Here is a 23,516-nt window from a genome sequence, read left to right as displayed (position 1 = left end):
ATTTTGATGCTCCCGGCAGTGAGTTATTGACGCGTTAGCGGATACTCATAAACGTCAGGTCAGAAGTGACGGCGTGCGAACAGCCCGCCACTTTTTTCCAGGTTGACTAGTTGCCGGCTGGCATCGGCAGGTGAATGCCTTCCTTCTGCAATTCTTCTCGAACCCACTGGAATTTCTGGTATTTGGACAACTCGATCGGCCCGTCATAAGTCATGCTTTGCATCTTGCGTGGCGGGTACTGAGCGTAGGTTTTCATCAGGTTGTTGATCGCCACGCTGATGGGAACCATCGACCAGGTACGCTCGGTGAAGTTGTTCATGAAAATGTCGTAGCGTTCCTGGGGATCTTGCAACAAGTCAAAGACCTGCGGCACGGTCGCCACATACTTGCTCGCGCCTTTCCAGCCTTGGTTGGTATCGACAGCCAGGCCACCGGTGGGGGCGCCGTCATCGCCCCGCAGGTTGAATACGGCCTTGAAGTTACCGACGCGGGCGGCACCGGGCGACAGTTCGTTCTCGGTGAAGTAGAACCACTCTTTGCGAGGGGACGGGCCGGTGCCGAGCAGTACCGGGGTCATGTCATAGCTGTCGAACATGATGGGCTGGCCTTCGCGATCTTTCTCCGGCAGTTTGATCCCGGCTACCGCGGCAAAGGTCGCCATCAGATCAAGTCCACCGATGATGTCGTGGTTTTTCATACTGGGTTTGATTTTTTCCGGCCAGACCATTATCGCAGGCACCCGGTTGCCACCTTCACGCACCGTGCCTTTGGTACCCCGGAAGGGTGTGTAGCCGGCGTCGGGGTATACGTCCTGCCAGGCACCGTTGTCGGTGGTGTAGACCACCAAGGTGTTTTTATCCATGCCCAGTGCCTTGAGCTTGGCCATGATGCGGCCAATACGGGTGTCGAGTTCCACCACCGAGTCGGCATACTTGGATTTGGAGATCGATTTATGGACGAACTCGGGTGCCGGCATGTTCGGTTGATGCACTTTCATGAAGTTGATGTTGATAAAAAACGGCTTGTCCGATTTGGCCGCAGTGTCGAGGAACTCCATCGCGGCTTTCTCGACATACCCGTCAAAGAACGGAATCCCGACCACGCCGGGCTTACCGTCCACTACAGGTGTATCAACGTACTGGCCATTGATCTTGAACTCTTCGACCGGCTTTTCGCCGGCCTTGGCCGATAGCGCACCCTTGGTCACTTGGGTGAACATCGCCCGCGTTTCAGGATCCATGTCGGGGAACCATTCCGGGTCAGCGTAGGTGTAGGCATTGAGATGATACAGGCCGACGTATTTCATCACGTCATAGCCCTGGGCGTTGGGCAGCGCATAGTCGGCTTCGCCCAAATGCCATTTACCGGTGAAGTACGTGTCGTAGCCGCCGGTCTTGAGCACCGAAGCCAGCGTCCACTCGGCCGCAGGCAAACCGCCACCCTGGCCTTGGAACGCAACCGTGGTCATGCCACTGCGGTTCGGAATGCGCCCGGTTTGCATGGCTGCCCGACCGGGCGTGCAACTGGGTTGGGCGTAGAAGGAATAAAAGGTCGTACCTTGTGCGGCCAGTTCATCAATGCTGGGTGTGGGCATGCCTCGACCGACACCGCCACCGTAAGGTCCCAAGTCACCATAGCCAGTGTCGTCGGAGACGATAAACAGAATGTTGGGTTTTGCCGTTTGCGCAGCCTGGACAAGACCGTTGAGCGCTAACAGCAATGAACAGGCAAGGTAGAACCTGGCGCGATGCGGGGGTTGTTTCATGACTGGATTCCTCTGCCGAGTATTGATCTTGTTGCTGCCACTCAAACATCAAGTGCGCAACAACCAGAATCATGGTGAGTGATCCCCCAAACCTTGCTCCTGGGCAGTTCAATAAGGTCAACCAGTAATAGAACTCCCGCTCACTACTCAAGGTGCCCGTAATAGCGTAGTTCGGTTGTTTTCATTCGCGCGCCTTGCGGACTGCAAATTCATTTTTTTGTAGAATATTTCGCTCTATAGGATTTGTTATTTTAAAAGTTGTGGGTCTGAAGCAACTAATTGAGAGTTCAAGTAGTGTATCGACCTGAATAAGGCTTCTGGATTCTTATCGGCAAGTTGTAATAAATACGGACACAAAACGCAGTCCCCGCGATTAGGTACGCGCATTTAATTTGAGGTATTAGACTGAATCGCCTTGGTCGCCTACTACGCGGCCGCGCTGACCTGCGGTGGCGCCAACGGAGGTGCCCCAGAGCCACGGGGGGGGGGGGGCATCAAATGCCTACCCAAAAAGTTGTACGCCGCTATCTATTGGTCGCGTAAAAACTATACATTGAGCTAGTCTTGTATAGAATTTCATAAGAAGGTCAATACCTTGATGAACGTGGCTGATTCCAGACGCTTTCTCGCACATCGTCTGTCGAGATGCTTGCTCTTCGCACTGGTACTCGCTGTACCTGCCTGGGCGGATTGGCGTCCCGCGCTGCCCGATGGGCGTCTGGTGGGCAGCGGCGACTTCACCTGGTTCGGCGTAAATCTATACACCGCGCGGTTGTGGAGCGCTGGGTTGCCGTTGACCTGGGATCAGCCCTTTGCACTCGAACTGACTTATCACCGTGTCTTTTCCAGGGACACGCTGGTGGAGGCCAGTCTCAAGGAAATGCGTCGCATGGCAGGGGCTCGTCCAGAGGACTCAACGCTCCAACGCTGGTCCCGTGAAATGCGTGGCGCCTTCGTCGATGTTCGGCCCGGAATGCGGATTACCGGGGTCTACCATCCAGGCTTTGGCTGCACGTTCTTCGTCGACGGCCAACTGCGCCGGCGGGTCGAGGACCCTGCATTCGCCCGCGCCTTCTTCGGCATCTGGCTCGATCCGCGCACCCGGGATAAGCAATTGCGTCAACAACTGCTGGGGATGGCCGGATCGGCGGAGTGAGGAGGTTGAGATGCGTCAAATACTGGTACTGCTCGTTAGCCTGTTGCTGGTCAGCTGTAACAACATTGGCGTGGAGCACTATGCAAAGGAGCGACCGGCCCTGGATCTGGTGGCGTTCTTCTCCCGGCCGGTACAGGCTTGGGGCCTGTTCCAGAATCGCTCGGGCGAGGTGGTCAAGCGTTTCCATGTCCGGATCGAAAGCCGCGTCGAGGGCCGGCAGCTGATCCTCGACGAGCGTTTTCTCTACAGCGATGGCACGCGTCAGCGGCGCGTCTGGACGCTGGAACAGACCGGCGCCGGGCATTGGCGTGGTCGTGCGGACGACGTAATCGGAGAGGCCAGGGGCGAGGTCGCTGGCAACGCGCTGCGCTGGCGCTATCGTCTTGACCTGCCGGTTGACGGCAGGCATTGGGAAGTTGATCTGGACGACTGGATGTACCTGATGGACGAAGACACGATGATCAATCGCTCGAGCATGAGCAAGCTTGGCGTCGAGGTGGGAGAAGTGATCCTGTTCTTCCGTCGCCAGCCGGAGTCGCTTCCATGAACCCTCGATAACCGGCCAAAGCAGAGGATGTTCACGCATTCGAAGGCAGTTGCTTGTCAGCGGGGTGCAGCCAGGCGCAGGACAAGCGGCATCCATACAGCCCACAACGGCGCGAGCAGCAGGACCGTGCCGAGAGTGCCCCAAGGCAGGCCAACACCGGCCAGCGTAGCACCGGCGATGTAAGCCGGAGGTGCGCCGCACAGGCCCAGTAGCGCCCCGTACCAGAGGGGACGTCGAGCCCAGGCCAGGCTGTGGCGAAGCCCACTGGCCAACACCAGCCACAGCATGGCCAGCCACAAGGGTAGGGGGCGCTGGGCAAAATCGAAAACGCCCAGCGCACCCAGGCCGGCATCCAGTAAACAACCTGCCATCCCCACGCAGGCCAGAGTGATTGCTTCTTCGCCCGGGCGAGGGCAAGCAGCCACATGCACCAACAGGCCGGCCACCACCGGCAGTAGCAGCCAAGGATGCCGCTCGCTCAGCACGCAAGCCCACCAGGCGGCCTGCATCCATAGCGCGTTACCGATCAGCCAGGCCCGGCTCATATCAGCCGCCCGGCAGCGATGCGCGACGTGCGGCCGGGGCTGCCCAGAGCAGTTGCGCGACGCCGATCGCGCGCTCCTCGAAACCGCCTTGGCAGTAACACAGGTAGAACTCCCACAGGCGCTGAAAGGTATCGTCATAGCCCAGCTCGACCAACGCGGTGCGCGACTGACGCAAGTTGTCGCGCCAGTGCTGCAGGGTCCGCGCATAGTCCAGGCCGAAGTCCTCCATGTGCACCAGGTTCAAAGAGGTATGCCGACTGGCGGTCTGCAGCATGACGCTCAGGGAGGGCAGGGAACCGCCGGGAAAGATATGCCGTTGAATGAAATCCACCGACCGCCGGGCCTGTTCATAGCGCTGGTCGCGGATGGTGATGGCCTGCAGCAGCATCAAGCCGTCATCCTTGAGCAGCGACGCGCAGCGGCGGAAGTAAACCGGCAGATAGCGGTGCCCGACCGCCTCGATCATTTCGATCGAGACCAGCTTGTCGAAGCGTCCGCCAAGGTCGCGGTAGTCCTCGCGCAGGACGGTAATGCGTTCTTGCAGGCCAAGATCGCGGACGCGCTGCAGGGTATGGGCGTACTGCGCCTCGGACAACGTGGTGGTGGTCACTCGGCAGCCGTGCCGGGTGGCGGCATGGATCGCCAGGCTACCCCATCCGGTACCGATCTCGAGCAGATGATCGTCGGGGCGCAGCGCGAGTTTGTCGCAGATACGCTCAAGCTTGTTTAGTTGGCCCTGCTCCAGGCTCTGCTCCAGGCTGTCGAACATGGCCGCCGAGTACATCATGGTCGGGTCCAGCAGCCGCTCGAACAAGGCATTGCCCAGATCGTAATGGGCGAGAATATTGCGCCGCGAGCCGCGCCTGTTGTTGCGATTGAACCAATGCAGCAGGCGCAGGACCGGACGGCCCAGGCGGGCCAGCCCGCCTTCAAGGGCGTCGAGCACCTCGAGGTTGGCGACGAAGAGGCGGGTGACCGCGGCCAGGTCCGGAGTGCGCCAGCAGCCGTGGATGTAAGCTTCGCCGGCACCGATCGAGCCGTTGGCCGCCACCATGCCCCAGGCTGCCTCGTCGAAGATCTCGACCTCGGCATGCAGTGCGCTGCCGGCATCGCCGAACAGCCACTGCCGGCCTTTGCAGATCAGGCGCAGACGGCCTTGGCGCAGGTTGCGCAGCTGAGTGAGCACGGCGCTTCTGGCCAGGCCGCCGAATAGTGGCGCCAGGCTAAAGGATTTGCTAACGCTCAGAGTTGGATCGGACATGCTCGGGCTCCTCGTGGACGTGATGGCCAAGGTCTTGGCTGCTCTTACTGGACGTGTGGGTGTAGAGCGGGGTGCGCTTGAGCAGCAGGCGCATGGCTTGCCAGTAAATGGCGGTGAGGGTGCGCAGGCTCATCCAGGGGAAGGCCAGTACGTGGCGTCGCAGGGCGCCGGCATCCAGCGGCTGGCGGCGCAGGGCCAGGTCGGCCTCGAAGACTGTTTGCCCTTCGCGGCGGTTTTCCATGTGGATGCGCAGGTGCTCGCCATCGATGTGGAAGCGCATGTGGTACTGCATGTCCATCGGCAGGAACGGCGAGACATGGAAGGCCTTGCTGACCGAGAACTGCCGGGGCTGACCGGGCAGCACCGACAACACGTAGTGAAAGCGCTCACGCCAGGGGGTGTTGCGGACTTCCAGCACAATTGCCGCCAGGTGCCCGTCGCTGTCGTGGCAAAAGTAGAAACTGACCGGATTGAACGAGATTCCCCAGCTGCGCGGCTGGGTCAGCAAATGAATGGCGCCGTCCGGTGCCTGGCCCAGGGCCTTGGCCACCACTTCGCGCACCGCGTCCTTCAAGGGTATGCCGCGACGGGTCCAGGCCGGCAGGTAATCGGTTTCTCGCCAGCACAGCGGCGCCAGGCGAGAAGCACCGAGCAGCGGGGACAGGCCCAGCAGCTGTTCCTGTTCGTCCAGGTCCAGGTAAAACATGCCGCTGCGATAGCGGAAACCATGGAACCGCGGCGCCAGGCGCCGGTGGCTGACCCAACCGTAGCAAAGGCTGCTGTTCACAGGCGCTCCCCGAACCTTTGTGCGACGTCCAGTGCGCTGACCACGCCATCCTCATGGAAGCCGTTTGCCCAGTAAGCGCCGCAGAAATAGCTGTGCCGGTTCCCCTGCAGCTCACCCTGGCGCGCCTGGGCCGCCATGGCGGCCAGGCTGTATTGGGGATGGGCGTAATTGAAGCGTGCCAGCACTTGCGACGGGTCCACGCAGTCGCCCTGATTGAGGCTCAGGCAGAAGGTCACCGGGGCGTCGAGGCCTTGCAGAATGTTCATGTTGTAGGTCACGGCCGCCGGGGCGTGGGCGGGTCCGCCGAGGCGATAGTTCCAGCTGGCCCAGGCCTTGCGCCGGCAGGGCAGCAGGCGGGTGTCGGTGTGCAGCACTATTTCATTGGCGGCATAGGTGAGGGCGCCAAGCACCTCGCGCTCGGCGATCAAAGGTTGCTCCAGCAGCGCCAAAGCCTGGTCGCTGTGGCAGGCGAACACGACCTTGTCGAAGCGCTCCTGGCCTGCGGCGCTGGTGATCTCCACGCCGGTGTCGTCCCGGTGGACGCTCGTCACCGGGCAATTGAGCCGAATGCGCTCGCCGAAGGTCTTGCACAACGGCTCCACGTAGCTGCTCGAGCCACCCTCGATCACTCGCCACTGCGGGCGTTGGCTGATCGAGAGCAGGCCATGGTTACGAAAGAATCGGACGAAGAAGTGCAGCGGGAAGCGCAGCATGTCGGCCCTTGATACCGACCAGATGGCCGAGCCCATAGGGACGATATAGTGATGGATGAAACGCTGCCCGTAGCTTCGCGTGTGCAGGTAATCGCCAAGACTCATGCCTGGCTCGATGCGGTGGCCATCCAGGTCGGCCACCGCCTGGCGATTGAAGCGCACGATATCGCGCAACATTCCCCAGAAGCCCGGCGACAGCAGATTGCCGCGCTGGGCGAAGAGGGTGTCGAGGTTATTGCCGTTGTATTCCAGGCCGCTGTCCGGATCGTTGACGGAAAAGCTCATCTCGGTAGGGCGCGAGACGACGCCCAGGCGATCCATCAAACGGATGAAGTTGGGGTAGGTCCAGTCGTTGAAGACGATGAAACCGGTGTCCACGGCATAACGCTGGCCCTGCCATTGGACGTCGACAGTATGGGTATGGCCGCCGATCCAGTCGGCTGCTTCAAACACGGTCACCTCGTTGCGACGTGACAGCAGATAGGCACAGGTCAGCCCAGAGATCCCGCTACCGATGATGGCGATGCGCATGTGTCGCTATTCCTGTTCGGTTCGCGCCAGGCGACGGCCCAGGGCCAGGCGCCAACGCGCTGGCAGGGCGCCGAGCAGGCGCAGGACGAGAGTGAAAAGACGTGGAAAGTTGATCTCCAACGGTCGGCGCGGCAGGCGCGCGACGACATGCCGCGCGGCGCGGTCGGACGTCCAGAGTTGTGGCATGGCAAAGGCATTGCGCCGGGTCAGGGGGGTGTCGATGAAGCCTGGGCTGACCAGCGTTACATCGATGCCTTCGGCGTGCAGATCCAGGCGCAGGGACTCGACCAGATAACGCAGGGCCGCCTTGGACGCGCCATAGGCGCCAGCCCGGGGCAGCGCCAGCCAGGTCACCGAGCTGCCGATCACCACCAGGTGTGGCCGGTGCCCGCGGCGCAGCAGTGGCAGTGCCGCCTGCAGGCAGTAACTGACCCCGAGCAGGTTAGTGCGCATCACGCGCTCGACTGTCTCGGCGTCGAACCTGCCCGGCACAAGGTATTCGCAGGTGCCGGCGTTCAGGATCACCAGGTCGAGTGCGCCCCACGCATGCTCGATGTCCTCGCAGATAGCCGCGACCTGTCGTGGGTCAGTCACGTCGCCGGTAGCAAGCAGGGCCCGAGGGTGGCGCAGCACGAGCGGCATCAGTGCCTCCGCCCGCCGGCCCCCCAAGGCCACCGCATGGCCTTGCTCCAGCAGCAATTCAGCCAGGGCAGCACCAAGGCCGCTACTGGCCCCTGTCAACCAGCAGCGACTCATGCGAGCCTTCCCTTGATCCAGCCGATCACCCCGCCAAGAACCGGGACGTGCTCGTAGAGCAGGGCGCCGGCATCGAAGTAGTCGTGGTGCAGGTAGACATGTGTCGCCCAGCGCAGGTGGCTGCAGCCTTGCAGACTGATCAGCTGGCCGCGGGACAGGCGCGGATGACGGAAATGCAGGTTCCAGCGCAGATAACCGTGGCCGGGGGCGGTTTCATCCACGTCGAGGATGTCGTAGCGGATTTCTTGGACGTTGGTGTACAGTTTTTCAAAGTAAGTGTGCAGTGCCGTCAAGCCATCAAGCTGATGCAACGGATCACGAAACTGAACGTCGTTGCTGTATAGCTCGCCCAGTTGGCCCAGGCGATCAGCGTTCAGCGTTATGAACGTGTCAGCAAAATGGCGGAGATATGCAGACATGGCAGGCTCCAGGCAAAATTGTACAATTCGAAATAATTGTACAGGTTTGTCTGAAGCCTACGTCGAAAATTGTACAAGTCAATATTCTTGTACACTTTTCGTGTCGGTCTAGCGCTATCCGTCTTTAGCCACCAAGCCTTGCCAATTGAAGGCGAAGCTCGGCCACTTCGGTCTCGAGTGACTGAATCCTTTCCAGAGCGGCAATCTTGTCGCTGACGTCATGCTGAATGCCAATGTAGTAGGTCAACTGGTCGGCATCATTGTGCACGGGAGTGATAGACAGCTCGTTCCAGAACGGGCTGCCATCCTTACGATAGTTGCGCAGCACCTGACGGCAGGGCTGGCCGCGGCGGATGGCATCGCGAATTGCCTCGAGGCCGACCTGATCATGATCGTCTGCCTGCAGGAACCGGCAATCCTGGTAGAGAATTTCGTCGGCACTGTAGCCGGTCAGGCGCTCGAAGGCAGGGTTGGCATAGATGAGGATGCTGTCATCGCCTTCCTGCTCGGCCACGACGATGCCGTCATTGGAGGCTTCGACCATAAGTTGCAGGAGTTTGGCGTCAATCATGGTCCGGGCTCGCTGGGGTTCGGGGGTTTGTCCAACAGCGTAGTCGTCAGCGACAGCCATGCCTAGATGGCAGGGCGCAGGGACGCCGGACAACGATTGGTGCTGGTTTAAAAGTGTCATGCCTGGTTTAGAATGCCGACACACTCAGGATGCAACGACTTTTAATGACCGAGCCCATCGAATCCGCCTCCGACGACGTCTTGCTCCCCATGCGGGAAGTCGCCAGCCTGACCGGCGTCAACCCGATCACCCTGCGGGCATGGGAGCGCCGCCACGGGCTGATCCGACCAGTACGCACTGTGGGAGGGCATCGCCTGTATTCGCAACAGGACATCGAACATATACGTAGCATCATGCTCTGGACCAGCCGGGGTCTGCCCATCAGCAAGATAGGCGCTCTGCTCGTCCGGCAGCAGGACACGCCCGGGCTCGCTGTATCAGGCTCGGCCGAATCCCCCCTGGTCCAGTGGCAAGAGGCAGTTCATCGTGCCACGCAGGCTTTTGATGGCGCAGAGCTGGAGCGCCTCCACGGGCAACTATTCACGATCTATCCGAAGGCTACGGTACTGGAGGCTGTTCTGCTGCCTGTCTGGCGCAGCCTGGCATCCGGCAATGCATTCGGCCGACGCAGTCAGTGGCTGTTCCTGGACGCCTTCTTGCGTGCGCGGATGTTGTTGCGACTGCAGATGAACCCGAGCAACGGTGCTTGCGTGCTGCTGGCGGACGGCTCGGGCCATGCGCACGAACTGGAGCTGTTGTGCGCCGGTTTGTTGATGAGTAATGACCAGCTGCGCATCGAGGTGCTGGGCACGGGCCAGCCCCTGGAAGAACTGCCGTTGCTGTGTAAGGCCATTCAGCCCGCCGCGCTGGTGTTATGGGTCCAGGTGCCACTGCAGGCCGATGCGCACCAGCGTCTGCGTGCCCTTCAAATGGGCGTTACGTGCCCGGTGGCGTTGGCCGGCGACGCAGCCGCCGTTTCGTCGGCAGGGTTACAGGGTTCTTCGATTGCCATTTTGGGCAATGACGAAGCGAGTATTTTGCCCAGGCTGGAAGCCTTGGTAAGGGGGACGCTGCAAATTTGAATCCGGTCGTTCCCTCGGGTCCGGATAACGCGCAACTCTCGGATTTTGCCTACAACTGTATCGAGAGTTCAGCGAGCCGGATCATCCCTCCAGAGCGTGAGGATCACTTGCATGCGACGTTTCACTTTTCAGATAGCTGCCGCGTACGGCTACTGTACGGATGGAGGTTGACGCTCGTCTGGCTATACGTCTAACATCCGTACATTGATTGAAGACCTCTGATACGAGCAGAGATAAAGCGCTTGCTCACGGGTCATCTGGGGATGCAACAAAATGACACTCAGTAAGGAAATATACGCTCTGAAAACGGGGACATCCCATGATAGAAATTAACGAAATTCTCAAAGCACCAAAAAATGCGCGGCTTGAACTCAAAACCACGGACGTCGCGAAGGAGTTCATCCGCAAGGCCGCTTCAATCTCTGGGCTTGATATGACTTCTTTCATTATTTCGTCTGCCTTTGAGAAGGCGGAGGAGGTGATGGAAAAACATCGGCGTATCGAAGTGTCGGAACAAGCCTATGCCCGAGCCCTGGAGATCCTTAACGAGGATACGGCTCCAACGCCTGGGTTACTGAACCTGATGAGAGGGAAGCATGGGGACAAAAGCGGCTCCGGCTTATGAAATCGACAACCATTTGCAGGTTCGTCTTGAGACTTACCTTTATCTGAAAGATTTCGATTGTGGGCTTGCCATGATGGACGAGTACTACAAAAGCGGTTTGAAGCGTGCCCTGAAGAGCGAAAACATCCGGGGTATTGGTGCGATTAACCCTGCGAGCGAAGTCGTTGGCTTTGGTACGCTCACGCTGGGGCACATTGACAGAACGCTAGCGAAATCGGCCATCAAAAAATCGAACCTGCCGTCTCAGTTGCCCGTGGTGCGGATGGTGATGTTCGGTGTGGACCGTCGATATCAGGGGCTTGGAATTGGACAGGAAATCCTGAGACATACATTTATCCAGGCGGCCAAGGTTCACAACGAGGTGCCTATCAGAGGTTTGTATCTGGATGCGGCGCCGAATGCAGTTTCGTATTACGAGTCTTTGGGTTTTCAATCCCTGAGCGGGCCCGATACCAGGGGAGGAGTTCCCATGCTCGTCAGCATCGAGCCGATCCTGCGGGCGATTGTCGATACGACTGAATAACGTAATACATAGAAAAGCCTCGTAGCTGGACAAGTTATGGGGTTTTGTTGTTTTCCAGATCAAGAGAAGGCGCATCCAGCTCATTAGCTATCATGCAATACAGAGCAAATCACCTGCTGACGGGGTAGTGCATGAACAGAGGGCAACGGCTCTGGTTGGTCGTAAAGCTGCTGGCAGCCGTGGCGGCCTGCCTGTACGCGGCTGTCCAGGCTTCTCGCTACATGCTGGAAAGCCCTGACGCAGAGCAAATCCACCCCCTGAGCATTTTGGTTGTCGGGCTGATCTTTGGCTTCGTTACCTTCGGGCTTCTGTCACTGATCGGATGGATTGTCCGACTTTTCCTGCCTTTCCCTGATCCGGTCACCCCGACGGTAGTGGCTCAACCTCAGACAACGCCTGATGAAGATGCGCCGCTGATGCCCGAATCTCCTCCGGTCCTACCCGCTGACGATTCAACTCGGCAGAAAAATCAGTGAACCGGTATCAGGCCGCTTTCGGACATTAAACGCAAACTGCATCAACCTATTCACTTGGTCGCATAGACGCCGATTGAGACACCTACCTAAACTGTCGGCAGATACAGGGATCGGGATCAGTGGATGAATCGCAATGAACTACGCAAGGCCGATATCAACCTGATGGTGGTGTTCGAGACCTTGATGCTCGAACGCAATGTCACGCGCGTGGCGGAGAAGTTGTTTCTCGGTCAGCCGACCATCAGTTCGGCCCTTAATCGCTTACGTGTGATGTTCAACGATCCGCTGTTCATTCGCGTCGGCCATCGCATGGAGCCGACGGCGCGGGCCGAGGAGATTATTCGGCACCTGTCGCCGGCGCTGGATTCGTTGTCGGTGGCCTTGAGCCTGACCCATGATTTCGACCCCATCAGCAGCACCATGACCTTCCGTATCGGGCTGTCGGACGATGTCGAGTTTGGCCTGCTGCCGCCGTTGCTGCGGGCCTTGCGCCAGGAAGCGCCGAAGGTGGTGTTCGTGGTGCAGCATGTCGATTACTGGCGGATTCCGGATTTGCTGGCGTCCGGTGATATCACCGTCGGCATCAGCCAGACCCGCGGGTTACCGGCCAATGCCAAGCGCAAGTTGCTGCGGCATATCCAGCCCAATATATTGCGCGCCGATGCGTCCGATACGCCGCTGACCCTCGATGAATATTGCCAGCGTCCCCACGTGCTGGTGTCCCACACCGCCAATATCAGCGGTTATGCCGATGAGTGGCTGGCGGAGATTGGCCGGACGCGCCATGTGGTGCTCTCGGTGCCGCAATACAGTTCATTGCCGGCCTTGCTCGCCGGGACTGATCTGATTGCCAGCCTGCCGGATTACACCGCCGAGGCGATGGCCGCGTCCGGGGTGCTGTTCAGGGAACCCATTCCGTTCCAGGCGCCGACCCTGGACCTGTCGATGGTCTGGCTCAGCCATGTCGATACCGATCCGGCCGAGCGCTGGTTGCGGTCGCGGCTGGAGGCATTCATGGGTGAGCGCGCGATGTTGCCGCTGCCAGAGTGAGCAGGGCACCGCTGTGTTATATCTACGACCCTTCCGCCCACTTTCAGGAGCACCGTCATGCCTCATCTGCACATGGAATACACCGCCAACCTGCCTGATCTGAATGCCGACGTGGCATTGATCCGGCTCAACAATGCGCTGGTGGCTTCCGGTCAGTTCGCTGCCGAATTCGACATCAAGAGCCGGGCGGTAAAGGTCGAGACGTTCAAGGTCGGTACGGCAATGGCTGAACGGGCGTTCGTGCATGTGAAGCTGGCGTTATTGAGTGGTCGCTCAGGGCAGATCAAGAAGCAGTTGTCGGACAGCCTGCTGGCGGTGGTGCAGGACCTGTGTCAATGGCCAACGGGCATTGAAGTCCAGCTGGCCGTGGAAATTCTCGACATCGATCGCGAGTCCTACACCAAGATTGCCATTGGTCACTGAGTCTCAGGCCTTTTACTGCTCGATGCAGGCTTGGGCCACTTGTTTGCGCAACCAGGTATTGGCGCTGTCCTGATCGGCCCTTTGGCTCCACTGCATATCGAGGGTGAACCCCGGCAAGCCGACGGGCGCTTCGCAATGCTTGAAGATCGCCTCGCTGGCCAGCAATGGCTGGATGCGTCGGGGCAGGGTCACGATGAAGTCGGTGCCGGTGATCATTTTCAGCGCCGCGCTGTAGCTGTTGGCGCGGGCGACGATTTGCCGTTTTTGCGCCTGCTGCGCCAGCCAGCCATCGACCATGTTGGTGTTGGACGTCCAGGGTGTCGGAAACACATGCCGGCGGGCGACGTAGGCTTGCAGGCTTAGCGGCAGCTCCAGCGGTGGGGCGCGCTTATCGAAGACACAGACCAGCTCATCCTCCAGCAATACCCGGGAGTTGAGGTCGCTGTGGCTGCGATGGAAGTGGGGGCCGAAGCAAATCACCAGGTCCAGGCTGCCATCGCGCAGTGCCTCGGTCGGGATGTCGGTTTCGAGCTTGTGCATGTTGATCATCACCGGCAGGCCGGCGAAATCCAAGCGTTTCAGCAGGCGCGGCAGGATCAGTTGCTCGAAGTACTCCGGGGCACAGATGTTGAACGTGATGGACTGCAAGGTCGGGTCGAACGTCTGGGCGCTGGCGTGACACAGGTTGATGCTTTCGAGGATTTTCAGCACGTGGGAGTACATGGTGCTGGCTTTGCCGGTGGGGCGCATGCCGGCGCGGGTATTGATGAACAGCTCATCTTCGAAACTGGTGCGCAGCTTTTTCAGGCAATAGCTCACGGTGGACTGGCTGACGCAGAGTGTCTCGGCGACACCGGTGACGCTGCTTTGCTCGTACACGGCGACAAACACCATGAGGTCTTGCATGTCGAGCTTTCTAAGCAAATTGCTGTTCAGCATCCATTCCATCTCGCTGCGTTCCTTGCGCTGAACATGCGCAAACGTGTGCGCAAGATCCTAGCGGAACGATGGTGTCAGGAAAATGCCTTGTGGGAAGTTTCGCTGATAGTTGTGAGGCGGTTGCCATAAGCCTTGAGCTTTTGCAAGGCGGCAAGCATTGCGCGGCGCCTGGGCATCGACAGTGGTCGCGTGCCAATGCATGACCCCGATCGCCCGTTCCAGATTAGCTGATGTGTCTGGCGTAGTGCCGTGGATCGAAGCGCAAGACCATCAGGATCATCAGCGCCGTGACGCCGGTCAGTGACCACCAGGCCCACTCGAAGCTGCCGAGTTGATCGCGGGTCATCCCGGCCAACAGCGGCGAGAGACCGGCGATCAGGTAGCCGATGCCTTGTACGAAGGCGGTCAGTCCACCGGCTCGCCGGGGGTTGTCCAGGTGATCCAGCGACACGATCAGGTTCATCGGAAACAACCCGCCGATGCCCAGCCCCAACAGGCACGGCCATAACAGGCTGAGGTGTTGCGGGCCGAGAATCAGCCCGCAGAACCCGGCCATGATCAGTGCCAGCAACACCACCAGCACGAGGCGTCGGTCGCGGCTGCGGTTGGCGATGGCCGGCGTCACCAGGCCGGACAACACTTCCATGGCGGTCAGGAAACCCAGGAGCAACCCGGCGTTCTGTTCGCTCCAGCCCTTTTCCACGTAGTACGGCGCCAGCCAGGCCAGCACACAGGTGTAGGACGCTGTTCCGAGGCCAAAGAACAGCGCCAGCAACCAGGCGCGGGAATTGCCGAAGAAGGATGCGTCAGGTGATGACGCCGAAACCGGCGTCGGCATCCCTGAGCGCCGGCCGCCCCAGACCAGCAACGCCACCAGCGCCAGCGCCGCCCAGATCGCCAGGCCCACGCGCCAACTGCCGGTCCGCGCCATCACAAGGGGGGCGAAAGACGCGGCGATGGCGGCGCCGCCCATGATCGAGGTGACGTAGAGGCCCATGCACACGGATACGTTATCGCTGAAGCGGGATTTGATCAGCGCCGGCATCACGGCCTGGATCAGCGCGATACCGATACCGGCCAGCACGGCGCTGAGGATCAGTTCGACCGCCGAATCGAGGAACAGGCGCGACACGGTGGCGATGCCGATAATCAGCAACGAGAGCACCACGGTACGTTGTTCCCCGAGTCGTTGGCTGACCCGGAGACCGAAGAACATCGCCAGCCCCATCGCCATCACTGGCAGCATGGTCAGCAGCGAGGCCAGGCTGAAACTCAGCGCGATGTCGCCGCGAATGGCGGATAACAAAGGACCGACGGCGGCCATGGAGGGGCGCAGGTTCAGGGCTACGAGAATGATGCCGGCCATCAGCCAGAGGGCAGGGCGGGAGGTTGCGCGGACGTTTTCCATCAATCGGACCTAGTATGACAAGGAACCGATTAGGCGCTGGAGGGGTGGAGGCCGCAAATCAGAATGTCCGGGGTGGTATCTAGAAATTAAATATTACTGTCGGAACACAGCACCCTGTAGGAGCGAGCTTGCTCGCGATGGACTTAAGAGCGCCGCGTTTAGCTAGTAAGCACGCGTTATCGTTAAAGACCATCGCGAGCAAGCTCGCTCCTACAGGGACTGTGAATGTTTAGCCAACCCACACCCAAAGTTCTTCAAATCCCGATTTAACGACTTGACCACCCGTGTGACGCTGCCGCTTATGTGTTTACCGCGGTCTTCTCTATGGACGATAGTCCGGTTGCACTCCCTTCCGAACTCGCCTTTTGGGCGCTGTGGCATTGTCGTCACGCGCGCCCGCCGGACTCCTGCCTTTTCCGTTGATTGTTCCTACAGGTCCCGTGCTGTGCGCCGGGATCAAATCGGCAGCGCCTGTGCGTTTGCCTGACGCGAATACAAGAGAATGCCCATGAGTTGTGCCACGACCTCCTTCGCCTCCACACAAGAAGCCTTGACCTTCCTCGAGCAGAACCCGGATATCGAGATGTTCGAGTTGTTCATCCTCGACAACAACGGCGTACCCCGGGGCAAGTTGCTGCACCGCGATGAGTTGCTGGCGGTGTATGAAAGCGGGCGGCCTTTGCCGAGCACCATCCTCGGCCTGACCATCAACGGTGATGACGTGGAAAATTCCGGGCTGGTCTGGGACGTCGGTGATATCGATTGCCGGGCCTACCCGATCAGCGGCAGTCTGACGCGCATGCCGTGGCGATTGATTCCGACCGCGGCGGTGCAGGTCAGCATGCACCCGAAAGAGGGCATGCCCGCGACCATTGCCGATCCACGGCATCTGCTGGCGAAAGTCATCGAAGGTTTGCAGGCCGACGGCTATTACCCGGTCATGGCGGCGGAGCTGGAGTTCTACCTGCTGGATCAGCAGCGCGACAGCAACGGACGGCCGCAGCCGGCGCGGGATGTCGATGGCGGGCGTCCGCGTGGGACCCAGGTCTACGGCTTGCGTGAGCTGGAGCAGATCGAGCCGTTCCTGGCCGACCTCTACAGCGCCTGTAAGCTCCAGGGCATTCCGGCGCGCACGGCGATATCCGAATACGCGCCGGGGCAGGTGGAAATCACCCTCGAACACCGCACTGACGCCTTGCAGGCGATGGACGAAGCGGTGCGTTACAAAAGGCTGGTCAAGGGCGTGGCACACAAGCACGGGATGACGGCATGCTTCATGGCCAAACCCTTCGATGACCTGGCGGGCACCGGGATGCACATGCACGTCAGCCTGGCGGATAAGGACGGCAACAACCTGTTCGCCAGCGAAGCCCCGGATGGCACCCCGCTGCTGAAACAGGCAGTCGCAGGGATGCTCGGCACGTTGCTCGATTCGTTGTTGCTGTTCTGTCCCAACGCCAACTCTTACCGCCGTTTCCAGACCAACAGCTACGCGCCGCTGGCGGTTACCTGGGGCGTGGACAATCGCACCGTGAGTTTGCGTGTGCCCGGCGGGCCGGCGTTCTCGCGGCATATCGAGCATCGTATCTGCGGCGCCGACGCCAACCCGTATCTGGCGGCGGCGGCGATCCTGGCGGGTATCCATCGCGGCATTCGCGAGCAACTCGACCCGGGCGCACCGGTGGAGGGCAATGGTTACGCCCAGGCGACGAAACTGTTGCCGACGGACTGGCTGACGACGTTGCGGGCGCTGGAAGGTTCGAGCTGGGCGCGGGAGGCATTCGGCGCCGAGTTTCTTGGGGTTTATCTGGCGGTGAAGCGTGCCGAATACCGACAATTCATGGGTGAAGTCGGTGAGCAGGACTGGCGCTGGTATTTGCATCAAGCCTGAACAGAACCTGAACCATTCTCAAATAAGCTAAAAGTTAAGCGTTAATCCCCGAAGCCAACTAATCGTTGGCTTCTTTTTCACAAAAAATTGATGGTTGGCTGCTTAAAATTTGTGTCGCTGCGGTAAATGAAATTTTCACATTTGCCGACAGCACTTCTTTTCAGGATCAGCCAATCATCATGTTGAAGATTAAAGCCGTGCGCCCAGAGTGGGTGACACTGATTGCCAGCGCCTTGTTATTAACGGCGTTCAATCTGGTGCTCTGGAAGCACCTGTTTGCAATCACCGCGTCTGACGGCAAAGGCCTGGTCATGCGCGTGGCGTTCGGGGTGATGATCCTCGCCGTGTTTAACATTGTGCTGACCTTGCTGGCGTTCCGGGGCGTGATGAAACCAGTGCTGACGCTGATCTTCATGGTCAGTGCCGGCGTGGCCTATTTCATGAGTCAATATGGCGTGATGATCGACATTGGCATGCTGCGCAACTTTGCACAGACCAATGCGACGGAAGTACGCGACTTACTCTCGATAAAACTACTTGTTTATATTCTGTTGCTGGGCATTCTTCCTTCGTGGCTGTTGTGGAAGACACCGATCAGTTATCGTCGCTGGCACCGTGAACTGTTAAGTAAAGTGCTGGTGTGTGCCGCTTCAGTCGCGGTCTTGGGCGGCGTTGCCTTGATCAACTATCAGGGCTTGTCTTCGTTGTTTCGCAATCACCATGAGTTGCGTTTGATGGTGGTGCCGAGTAACTACATCGGTGCCTCGGCCAGCTACTTGCGTGAACAAGTGGTTTCCGCGCAGCAACCTTTTGTCAAAGTCGGTGAAGACGCCGAGAGAAACCCGGCCGGGCAAACCCATGCCCGTAAATCCTTGACCGTACTGGTGGTGGGAGAAAGCGCCCGGGCCGAGAATTTCGGCATCCTCGGCTATGACCGCGATACCACGCCAAAACTGGATAAAGAAGCCGGCCTGATCGCCTTTACCGATGTGCATTCCTGCGGCACGGAAACAGCCGTGTCGGTGCCGTGCATGTTTTCCAACATGGGCCGCAAGGATTACAACGCCAGCCAGGCGAAAAACGAAGAGAGCTTGCTGGACGTACTCAAGCGCGCCGGTCTTGACGTAATCTGGCGCGATAACCAATCGGGCTGCAAAGGCACCTGCGATCGGGTCACCCTCCAGGACGTCAGCAACCTCAAGGACCCGGTACTGTGCGCCAACAGTGAATGCCGTGATGAAATTCTGCTGCAGGGGCTGCAGCACTTCATCGATACCCTGGATAAGGATACGGTCCTGGTGTTGCATCAGATGGGCAGTCACGGTCCGGAGTATTTCAAGCGCTACCCGAAAGAGTACGAACGCTTCACCCCGGTCTGCGACAGCAACGCGCTGAACAATTGCAGTCGCGAAAGTATCGTCAACGGTTACGACAACACCCTGGTGTACACCGACCACGTGCTGTCGACCCTGATCGATCTGTTGCGCAGCAATCAGGACAAAGTCGATACCGCGATGCTGTACCTGTCCGATCACGGCGAGTCCCTGGGCGAATACAACCTGTTCCTTCATGGCACGCCTTACCTGCTGGCGCCGGAACAACAAAAGCATGTCGCAATGCTGGCCTGGTTCTCCGACACCTATCAAAAATCCTTCTCGGTGGACACCCACTGCCTGCAACTGAGCCGTGAGAGGCCCTTGAGCCAGGACAACCTGTTCCATTCGATGCTCGGTCTGCTGGAGGTCAAGAGCAAGGTCTACAACCAGGATCTGGATATGTTCGCCGGATGCCGCGGTGCCGTGATCGACGGTGTGCTGGCCAAAGAATAAAGGCTTCAACCTTTTTTTTACGCACCCGCCGCTAAGCTGCGGCGGGTTCATATTCCTACAAGAGTCATTGCACATGTCCGCGCAACCCCCCTCCGCCATTGAACTGGAGTTCACCCGGCGCTACGACCGGGAACACGCCCGCGACTGCCTTCAGTCGCGTCCGCGGGGCCTGGGGCGGCGATTGACGTTCTGGCGCGACGAGCAGTTGGTGCGCAGCGCACTCAAGGTGGCTGGCGAGCCGGGCCTGATCCTCGATGTAGCCTGCGGTGCCGGGCGCTTCTGGCCGGTGTTGGCCGAGCATGCAAACCGGGTGATCCTCGCGTCCGATCCCTCCCAGGAAATGCTCAATCACGCCCAGACCCACCATCCGCAGCACCTGCTTGAGCGAATCAAGACCTTTCAGAGCTCAGCCTTCACCATCGATTTGTCGGCGAACGCGGTCGATTGCATTTTTTGCATGCAACTGTTTCAACACATCGACGGTTCCGAGCATCGGTTGGCCATGCTCAAGGAGTTCCACCGGGTCAGCCGCGATACCGTGATAGTGGCGGTACGAATTGATGCGCATTTCAAACTGCAGCGTCCCGGTGCAGAGGGCGCACAGCCCCGGCAACTGCCGGGCAAGGCCGAGGTTGAAGCCGAATTCAGGCAGGCGGGATTACGTCTGCTCAGCCATCAGGATTTCCTGCCCGGTTGCGCCCGGATGCGGGTCTATGTGTTGCGTAAGACCAGATAACCTCCCTTTGTCAGACAATTCTTGCTAATTGGCAGGTATTTTCGCTAAAGCTCTTGTTCAGTGGATGCGTGGAAATCGCCTGAGGCGATATATACTGCGCGCCATTCTTCAAGGGAGAGCCGTGTGGCCATCGATATTCACTGGATTCGCGACAACGATAGCCTCGGTCGGTTTTGTGCCGAGTGGCAGCAGCTGCCGTTCGTTGCCCTCGACACCGAATTCATGCGGGTCGACACCTTTTATCCGATCGCGGGCCTGCTGCAGATCGGCGATGGCGTACGCGCTTACCTGATTGACCCGCTGACCATCGACAACTGGCAGCCGCTGGCCGCGTTGCTGGAAAACCCGGCCGTGGTCAAAGTCCTGCATGCCTGCAGCGAAGACCTCGAAGTCCTGCTGCGCCTGACCGGCAGCCTGCCGGCGCCATTGTTCGACACCCAACTGGCCGCCGCTTACCTGAACCTGGGTTTCTCCATGGGGTATTCGCGGCTGGTGCAGGAAGTGCTCGGCATCGACCTGCCCAAGGGCGAGACCCGTTCCGACTGGCTGCAACGCCCGCTTTCCGACACCCAGATCAGCTACGCCGCCGAAGATGCCGTGCACCTGGCGGAAGTTTTCGTACAGTTGCGCCCGAAGCTTTCTGACGACAAGTACGCCTGGGTCCTGGAAGACGGTGCCGAACTGGTGGCGAACCTGCGCCGCGAGATCGACCCGTACGAGGTCTATCGCGACGCCAAGCTGGCCTGGAAGCTGTCCCGTGCCCAACTCGCCGTATTGCGTGAACTCTGCGCCTGGCGCGAGCGCGAGGCGCGCGCCCGCGATCTGCCGCGCAATCGCATTGTCCGTGAGCATTCCCTGTGGCCGCTGGCGCGGACGCAGCCGGACAATCTGGGCGCACTGGCGAAAATCGAAGACATGCACCCGCGTACCGTGCGTCAGGACGGCGAATTCCTGCTTGATCTGATCAAGCGCTCTGGCAGTGTGTCACCGGATCAATGGCCGCCTGCCGTGCCGGAGCCGTTGCCGGTGGAAGCCGCCGCGTTGGTCAAACAGCTGCGGGCGATCGGCCAGGCCGAAGCCGAGCGCCTGAACATCGTGCCGGAACTGATGCTGCGCAAGAAAACCCTGGAAGCCCTGCTCAAGAGCGGTTTCCCCAATGGTCCTTACCTACTGCCTGATTCGCTGCGTGGCTGGCGCCGCGAATTGATGGGCCAGGCGCTGCTCGACAGCCTGGCCACCGCCGGAGAACAGCCTTGAAACGTATTTGCTCCATCTACCGAAGCCTGAAGAAAAACGAGATGTACCTCTACGTGCTCAAAAGCGATGCACTGGAACGCGTCCCGGAAAGCCTGATGGCCGCCTTCGGCAAACCGCATCACGCCTTCGACCTGGTGCTGAGTCCCGAGCGCAAACTGTCGCGCGAAGACATCACCCAGGTCCTGGAAAACCTCGACAAGCAGGGCTATCACCTGCAAATGCCGCCGGCCGAGGACGAATACATCGAACATTTGCCGGAAGAGTTGCTGCGACGCAATGACCCGATGTGATCGGCAGAGCATCCAGGCTTTTCGTGAAGAGCCTTCTCTTGAATCACTGGAATTGAATTTGGCGATGGCCAGGGCGATGGAGCGTTACTTCATCGGCGGTCGTCTGCACTGTTTTCGAAAGGTTTGAACCATGCGCGTTCTGATTGCTGAACACGAGCACCCTGTGTACGCCCAACTGCTGCGTCAGGCAGCGCCCGACCTGGACGTGCTGACCAGCGGCGATTCCGCCGAACTGGCCAGCCAGGCCGCCGATTGTCCGATCTGGCTGGGCCAGCCGGATTTGCTGGCGACCCTGCTGCGCCAGGGCCACCAGCCGCAATGGCTGCAATCGACCTGGGCCGGCATTACGCCGCTGTTGGCCGACGGCTTGCCACGGCATTATCGCCTGACCCGGGCGGTGGGGATTTTCGGCCAGGTCATGGCCGAATACGTGCTCACCTACATGCTCGGCCACGAGCGCGAAGTGCTGCCGCGACTGGTCAGCCAGGTCGAGCGCAAGTGGGACAGCCGCCAGGGGCACAGTCTGGCAGGGCGCAAGGTGTTGATCGTCGGCACCGGTGACATTGGCCAGACCGTGGCGCAGTTCCTGCTGCCGTTTGGCGTGGTGTTGTATGGCATCGCCAGCGAGGCCCGCGAGCAGGCGCCGTTTGTCGAAGTAGGCGCGTTGGCTGATTTGCCGCGTCTGGTCGGTGAAGTGGATTACGTGATCAACCTGTTGCCGAACACGCCCAGTACCCATGACCTGTACGACGCGGCGCTGTTCAAGCAGTTCAAGCCGACCGGCTTGTTCATCAATGTCGGACGTGGGGTGGCAGTGGTCGATGCGGATCTGGTGGCAGCCTTGAAGGAAGGGCATCTGTCAGGCGCCGTGATCGATGTCTGCCGTCAGGAGCCGCTGCCGCAACGTCACCCGTTCTGGACCGCCTGGGGCTTGCTGTTGACCGGGCACAGTTCGGCGCCGACCTCGCCATCGATGATGGTCAAGCTGTTTGTCGAGAACCTGCGGGCGTATGAGGCGGGCGAAGCGTTGCGCGGGGAAGTGGATTTCAATCGCGGGTATTGAGACCACCATGAACCTGTAGGAGCCGGCTAGCCGGCGAAGGCGTTGTATGGCCGCTGCATGGCGTGAGCCCGCCTTCACTGGCAAGCTGAACCTGTAGGAGCCAGGCTTGCCGGCGAGGGCGTTTTCATGGCCGCTGCAAGGCTTGAGGCCGTCTTCGCTGGCAAGCCAGCTCCTACAGGGGGGCGGCGGTGTGGTTTAGAGGGTGAAATCGCCTTCGGCCGCCAATTCGTTCAACGGACGACGCGGGCTCGGCGCTTCACGCGCTTGCAGGTACTCCGCCAGGCTCGCCTTGTCGCCCAACTTGCCGATCGCCACGGCCGCATGCAGGGCGTAGCCCTCAGGAATATTCAGCACCTTGCGGGTCAGTTCCTGATCGAAGCCGGCCATGCCGTGGGTGTGCCAGCCGCTGATGCTCGCTTGCAGCGCCAGATGGCCCCAGGCCGAACCGGTGTCGAAGGTGTGCCACAGGGCCGGGGTTTCTTCGGTGGCGCCAGGCGCGATGAAGGTGGTTTTCGAGATTACGATCACCAGCGCCGAGGCGTGTTGTGCCCAGCTGCGGTTGAACTCGTTCAGCAAGCCCAGGTAACGCTCCCAGTTCGGCGTGTCGCGACGCGCGTAGAGGAACCGCCAGGGTTGCGAGTTGTAGGCCGATGGCGCCCAGCGTGCGGCTTCGAAGAAGCTCAGCAGGGTCTCGACAGGAATGGTTTCGCCGGTGAAGGCGCGGGGCGACCAACGATCGGTGAATTGTGGGTGAATGGCGTGGTCGGCAACGCGAGGATTAGCGCTCATCAAGAGGTTCCTTGCTACGGTTGAAGGTGAGGGTCGTCTGAAACCTGCGGCCGCAGTTGAGCTGAGCGTTGAGGTTTTTCTTGA

The 23,516-nt window shown here is 59.9% G+C and carries 25 protein-coding genes; 14 read left to right on the top strand and 11 right to left on the bottom strand.

The genetic code is table 11. The features are described from left to right. Positions 1 to 106 precede the first annotated feature (106 nt). On the bottom strand, positions 107 to 1,765 hold the full coding sequence (locus ELQ88_RS26680) for an arylsulfatase (protein WP_138968757.1): 1,659 nt from the start codon (positions 1,763 to 1,765) through the stop codon (positions 107 to 109). Between the two features lie 649 nt (positions 1,766 to 2,414). Between ELQ88_RS26680 and ELQ88_RS26675 the strand changes: the two genes are divergently transcribed. Together ELQ88_RS26675 and ELQ88_RS26670 are read left to right on the top strand one after the other, a co-directional pair. After that, complete coding sequence (locus ELQ88_RS26675) at positions 2,415 to 2,921, top strand: chalcone isomerase family protein (RefSeq protein WP_228761569.1); 507 nt, start codon at positions 2,415 to 2,417, stop codon at positions 2,919 to 2,921. A gap of 10 nt (positions 2,922 to 2,931) precedes the next feature. Further along, on the top strand, positions 2,932 to 3,468 hold the full coding sequence (locus ELQ88_RS26670; RefSeq protein WP_138968753.1) for a DUF3833 domain-containing protein: 537 nt from the start codon (positions 2,932 to 2,934) through the stop codon (positions 3,466 to 3,468). Positions 3,469 to 3,524: 56 nt separating this feature from the next. Here the strand turns inward: ELQ88_RS26670 and ELQ88_RS26665 are convergent, their stop codons facing one another. The 7 genes from ELQ88_RS26665 to ELQ88_RS26635 all read right to left on the bottom strand — a co-directional run bounded on the left by ELQ88_RS26665 (position 3,525) and on the right by ELQ88_RS26635 (position 9,051). After that, positions 3,525 to 4,013, bottom strand: a complete 489-nt coding sequence (locus tag ELQ88_RS26665) for a DUF2878 domain-containing protein (protein ID WP_138968751.1) — start codon at positions 4,011 to 4,013, stop codon at positions 3,525 to 3,527. 1 nt (position 4,014) lies between these two features. Further along, positions 4,015 to 5,274 carry a cyclopropane-fatty-acyl-phospholipid synthase family protein gene (locus tag ELQ88_RS26660; RefSeq protein WP_138968749.1) on the bottom strand — a complete coding sequence of 420 codons (1,260 nt, stop codon included), beginning with the start codon at positions 5,272 to 5,274 and terminating at the stop codon, positions 4,015 to 4,017. Beyond that, complete coding sequence (locus tag ELQ88_RS26655; RefSeq protein ID WP_128872005.1) at positions 5,249 to 6,061, bottom strand: DUF1365 domain-containing protein; 813 nt, start codon at positions 6,059 to 6,061, stop codon at positions 5,249 to 5,251. Before ELQ88_RS26655 ends, ELQ88_RS26660 begins: the two co-directional genes overlap by 26 nt. Continuing rightward, entirely contained in the window at positions 6,058 to 7,305 is a 1,248-nt protein-coding gene (locus tag ELQ88_RS26650) for an FAD-dependent oxidoreductase (RefSeq protein WP_138968747.1), read from the bottom strand. Before ELQ88_RS26650 ends, ELQ88_RS26655 begins: the two co-directional genes overlap by 4 nt. A 6-nt stretch (positions 7,306 to 7,311) precedes the next feature. Then, on the bottom strand, positions 7,312 to 8,061 hold the full coding sequence (locus ELQ88_RS26645; protein WP_138968745.1) for an SDR family NAD(P)-dependent oxidoreductase: 750 nt from the start codon (positions 8,059 to 8,061) through the stop codon (positions 7,312 to 7,314). Then, entirely contained in the window at positions 8,058 to 8,480 is a 423-nt protein-coding gene (locus ELQ88_RS26640; RefSeq protein ID WP_138968743.1) for a nuclear transport factor 2 family protein, read from the bottom strand. The genes ELQ88_RS26645 and ELQ88_RS26640 overlap by 4 nt, the downstream gene beginning before the upstream one ends. A 124-nt stretch (positions 8,481 to 8,604) precedes the next feature. After that, positions 8,605 to 9,051, bottom strand: coding sequence for a PAS domain-containing protein (locus ELQ88_RS26635; RefSeq protein WP_128872008.1), 447 nt, complete (start codon positions 9,049 to 9,051; stop codon positions 8,605 to 8,607). 164 nt (positions 9,052 to 9,215) lie between these two features. On the opposite strand from ELQ88_RS26635, the gene ELQ88_RS26630 reads away from it, so the two are divergent. From ELQ88_RS26630 to ELQ88_RS26605, 6 genes are all read left to right on the top strand, one after another. After that, entirely contained in the window at positions 9,216 to 10,133 is a 918-nt protein-coding gene (locus ELQ88_RS26630; RefSeq protein ID WP_138968742.1) for a MerR family transcriptional regulator, read from the top strand. Between the two features lie 319 nt (positions 10,134 to 10,452). Continuing rightward, on the top strand, positions 10,453 to 10,758 hold the full coding sequence (locus ELQ88_RS26625; protein WP_138968741.1) for a DUF1778 domain-containing protein: 306 nt from the start codon (positions 10,453 to 10,455) through the stop codon (positions 10,756 to 10,758). Then, entirely contained in the window at positions 10,730 to 11,281 is a 552-nt protein-coding gene (locus ELQ88_RS26620) for a GNAT family N-acetyltransferase (RefSeq protein ID WP_138968740.1), read from the top strand. Before ELQ88_RS26625 ends, ELQ88_RS26620 begins: the two co-directional genes overlap by 29 nt. A 131-nt stretch (positions 11,282 to 11,412) precedes the next feature. Next, complete coding sequence (locus ELQ88_RS26615; protein ID WP_138968739.1) at positions 11,413 to 11,757, top strand: hypothetical protein; 345 nt, start codon at positions 11,413 to 11,415, stop codon at positions 11,755 to 11,757. Positions 11,758 to 11,880: 123 nt separating this feature from the next. Further along, the gene (locus tag ELQ88_RS26610) at positions 11,881 to 12,807 is read left to right on the top strand and encodes a LysR substrate-binding domain-containing protein (RefSeq protein ID WP_138968738.1); all 927 of its coding nucleotides are present in this window, start codon (positions 11,881 to 11,883) and stop codon (positions 12,805 to 12,807) included. A gap of 57 nt (positions 12,808 to 12,864) precedes the next feature. Then, positions 12,865 to 13,230, top strand: coding sequence for a 5-carboxymethyl-2-hydroxymuconate Delta-isomerase (locus ELQ88_RS26605; protein ID WP_138968737.1), 366 nt, complete (start codon positions 12,865 to 12,867; stop codon positions 13,228 to 13,230). Positions 13,231 to 13,242: 12 nt separating this feature from the next. Here ELQ88_RS26605 and ELQ88_RS26600 read toward each other — a convergent pair whose 3' ends face one another. After that, on the bottom strand, positions 13,243 to 14,169 hold the full coding sequence (locus ELQ88_RS26600; protein WP_138969584.1) for a LysR family transcriptional regulator: 927 nt from the start codon (positions 14,167 to 14,169) through the stop codon (positions 13,243 to 13,245). Positions 14,170 to 14,392: 223 nt separating this feature from the next. After that, positions 14,393 to 15,577: a cyanate transporter gene (locus ELQ88_RS26595; RefSeq protein WP_138968736.1), complete on the bottom strand. Its 1,185-nt coding sequence runs from the start codon at positions 15,575 to 15,577 to the stop codon at positions 14,393 to 14,395. 508 nt (positions 15,578 to 16,085) lie between these two features. On the opposite strand from ELQ88_RS26595, the gene ELQ88_RS26590 reads away from it, so the two are divergent. The 6 genes from ELQ88_RS26590 (at position 16,086) to ELQ88_RS26565 (ending at position 22,643) form a co-directional block, all read left to right on the top strand. After that, entirely contained in the window at positions 16,086 to 17,468 is a 1,383-nt protein-coding gene (locus tag ELQ88_RS26590) for a glutamine synthetase family protein (protein ID WP_128872016.1), read from the top strand. A gap of 179 nt (positions 17,469 to 17,647) precedes the next feature. After that, complete coding sequence (locus ELQ88_RS26585) at positions 17,648 to 19,297, top strand: phosphoethanolamine--lipid A transferase (protein ID WP_138968735.1); 1,650 nt, start codon at positions 17,648 to 17,650, stop codon at positions 19,295 to 19,297. A 73-nt stretch (positions 19,298 to 19,370) separates the two neighbouring features. Further along, a complete protein-coding gene (locus tag ELQ88_RS26580) occupies positions 19,371 to 20,033 on the top strand; it encodes a class I SAM-dependent methyltransferase (RefSeq protein WP_128872018.1) in 663 nt (220 codons plus the stop codon). Between the two features lie 123 nt (positions 20,034 to 20,156). Next, the gene (rnd, locus tag ELQ88_RS26575) at positions 20,157 to 21,290 is read left to right on the top strand and encodes a ribonuclease D (protein WP_138968734.1); all 1,134 of its coding nucleotides are present in this window, start codon (positions 20,157 to 20,159) and stop codon (positions 21,288 to 21,290) included. After that, positions 21,287 to 21,580 carry a YcgL domain-containing protein gene (locus ELQ88_RS26570; RefSeq protein WP_138968733.1) on the top strand — a complete coding sequence of 98 codons (294 nt, stop codon included), beginning with the start codon at positions 21,287 to 21,289 and terminating at the stop codon, positions 21,578 to 21,580. Before rnd ends, ELQ88_RS26570 begins: the two co-directional genes overlap by 4 nt. Positions 21,581 to 21,710: 130 nt before the next feature. Next, positions 21,711 to 22,643, top strand: a complete 933-nt coding sequence (locus tag ELQ88_RS26565; RefSeq protein ID WP_128872021.1) for a D-2-hydroxyacid dehydrogenase — start codon at positions 21,711 to 21,713, stop codon at positions 22,641 to 22,643. A gap of 195 nt (positions 22,644 to 22,838) precedes the next feature. On the opposite strand, the gene ELQ88_RS26560 is transcribed toward ELQ88_RS26565, so the two are convergent. Further along, positions 22,839 to 23,432 carry a nitroreductase family protein gene (locus ELQ88_RS26560; protein ID WP_138968732.1) on the bottom strand — a complete coding sequence of 198 codons (594 nt, stop codon included), beginning with the start codon at positions 23,430 to 23,432 and terminating at the stop codon, positions 22,839 to 22,841. Positions 23,433 to 23,516 lie beyond the last annotated feature (84 nt).

This window comes from Pseudomonas sp. MPC6 (assembly GCF_006094435.1).
In the GTDB taxonomy this organism is placed as follows: Bacteria; Pseudomonadota; Gammaproteobacteria; order Pseudomonadales; family Pseudomonadaceae; genus Aquipseudomonas.
Note: the sequence above shows the minus strand (reverse complement) of the source record. Positions and strands in the feature narration are given on the sequence as shown.

What these genes read in the sequence shown, in the direction of transcription:
- ELQ88_RS26680 (WP_138968757.1), bottom strand. Translation starts at nt 1,765, where the DNA reads ATGAAACAACCCCCGCATCGCGCCAGGTTCTACCTTGCCTGTTCATTG.
- ELQ88_RS26615 (WP_138968739.1), top strand. Translation starts at nt 11,413, where the DNA reads ATGAACAGAGGGCAACGGCTCTGGTTGGTCGTAAAGCTGCTGGCAGCC.
- ELQ88_RS26590 (WP_128872016.1), top strand. Translation starts at nt 16,086, where the DNA reads ATGAGTTGTGCCACGACCTCCTTCGCCTCCACACAAGAAGCCTTGACC.
- ELQ88_RS26620 (WP_138968740.1), top strand. Translation starts at nt 10,730, where the DNA reads ATGGGGACAAAAGCGGCTCCGGCTTATGAAATCGACAACCATTTGCAG.
- ELQ88_RS26630 (WP_138968742.1), top strand. Translation starts at nt 9,216, where the DNA reads ATGACCGAGCCCATCGAATCCGCCTCCGACGACGTCTTGCTCCCCATG.
- ELQ88_RS26610 (WP_138968738.1), top strand. Translation starts at nt 11,881, where the DNA reads ATGAATCGCAATGAACTACGCAAGGCCGATATCAACCTGATGGTGGTG.
- ELQ88_RS26605 (WP_138968737.1), top strand. Translation starts at nt 12,865, where the DNA reads ATGCCTCATCTGCACATGGAATACACCGCCAACCTGCCTGATCTGAAT.
- ELQ88_RS26560 (WP_138968732.1), bottom strand. Translation starts at nt 23,432, where the DNA reads ATGAGCGCTAATCCTCGCGTTGCCGACCACGCCATTCACCCACAATTC.
- ELQ88_RS26585 (WP_138968735.1), top strand. Translation starts at nt 17,648, where the DNA reads ATGTTGAAGATTAAAGCCGTGCGCCCAGAGTGGGTGACACTGATTGCC.
- ELQ88_RS26645 (WP_138968745.1), bottom strand. Translation starts at nt 8,061, where the DNA reads ATGAGTCGCTGCTGGTTGACAGGGGCCAGTAGCGGCCTTGGTGCTGCC.
- ELQ88_RS26565 (WP_128872021.1), top strand. Translation starts at nt 21,711, where the DNA reads ATGCGCGTTCTGATTGCTGAACACGAGCACCCTGTGTACGCCCAACTG.
- ELQ88_RS26600 (WP_138969584.1), bottom strand. Translation starts at nt 14,169, where the DNA reads ATGCTGAACAGCAATTTGCTTAGAAAGCTCGACATGCAAGACCTCATG.
- ELQ88_RS26670 (WP_138968753.1), top strand. Translation starts at nt 2,932, where the DNA reads ATGCGTCAAATACTGGTACTGCTCGTTAGCCTGTTGCTGGTCAGCTGT.
- ELQ88_RS26660 (WP_138968749.1), bottom strand. Translation starts at nt 5,274, where the DNA reads ATGTCCGATCCAACTCTGAGCGTTAGCAAATCCTTTAGCCTGGCGCCA.
- ELQ88_RS26635 (WP_128872008.1), bottom strand. Translation starts at nt 9,051, where the DNA reads ATGATTGACGCCAAACTCCTGCAACTTATGGTCGAAGCCTCCAATGAC.
- ELQ88_RS26595 (WP_138968736.1), bottom strand. Translation starts at nt 15,577, where the DNA reads ATGGAAAACGTCCGCGCAACCTCCCGCCCTGCCCTCTGGCTGATGGCC.
- ELQ88_RS26650 (WP_138968747.1), bottom strand. Translation starts at nt 7,305, where the DNA reads ATGCGCATCGCCATCATCGGTAGCGGGATCTCTGGGCTGACCTGTGCC.
- ELQ88_RS26580 (WP_128872018.1), top strand. Translation starts at nt 19,371, where the DNA reads ATGTCCGCGCAACCCCCCTCCGCCATTGAACTGGAGTTCACCCGGCGC.
- ELQ88_RS26665 (WP_138968751.1), bottom strand. Translation starts at nt 4,013, where the DNA reads ATGAGCCGGGCCTGGCTGATCGGTAACGCGCTATGGATGCAGGCCGCC.
- ELQ88_RS26625 (WP_138968741.1), top strand. Translation starts at nt 10,453, where the DNA reads ATGATAGAAATTAACGAAATTCTCAAAGCACCAAAAAATGCGCGGCTT.
- ELQ88_RS26640 (WP_138968743.1), bottom strand. Translation starts at nt 8,480, where the DNA reads ATGTCTGCATATCTCCGCCATTTTGCTGACACGTTCATAACGCTGAAC.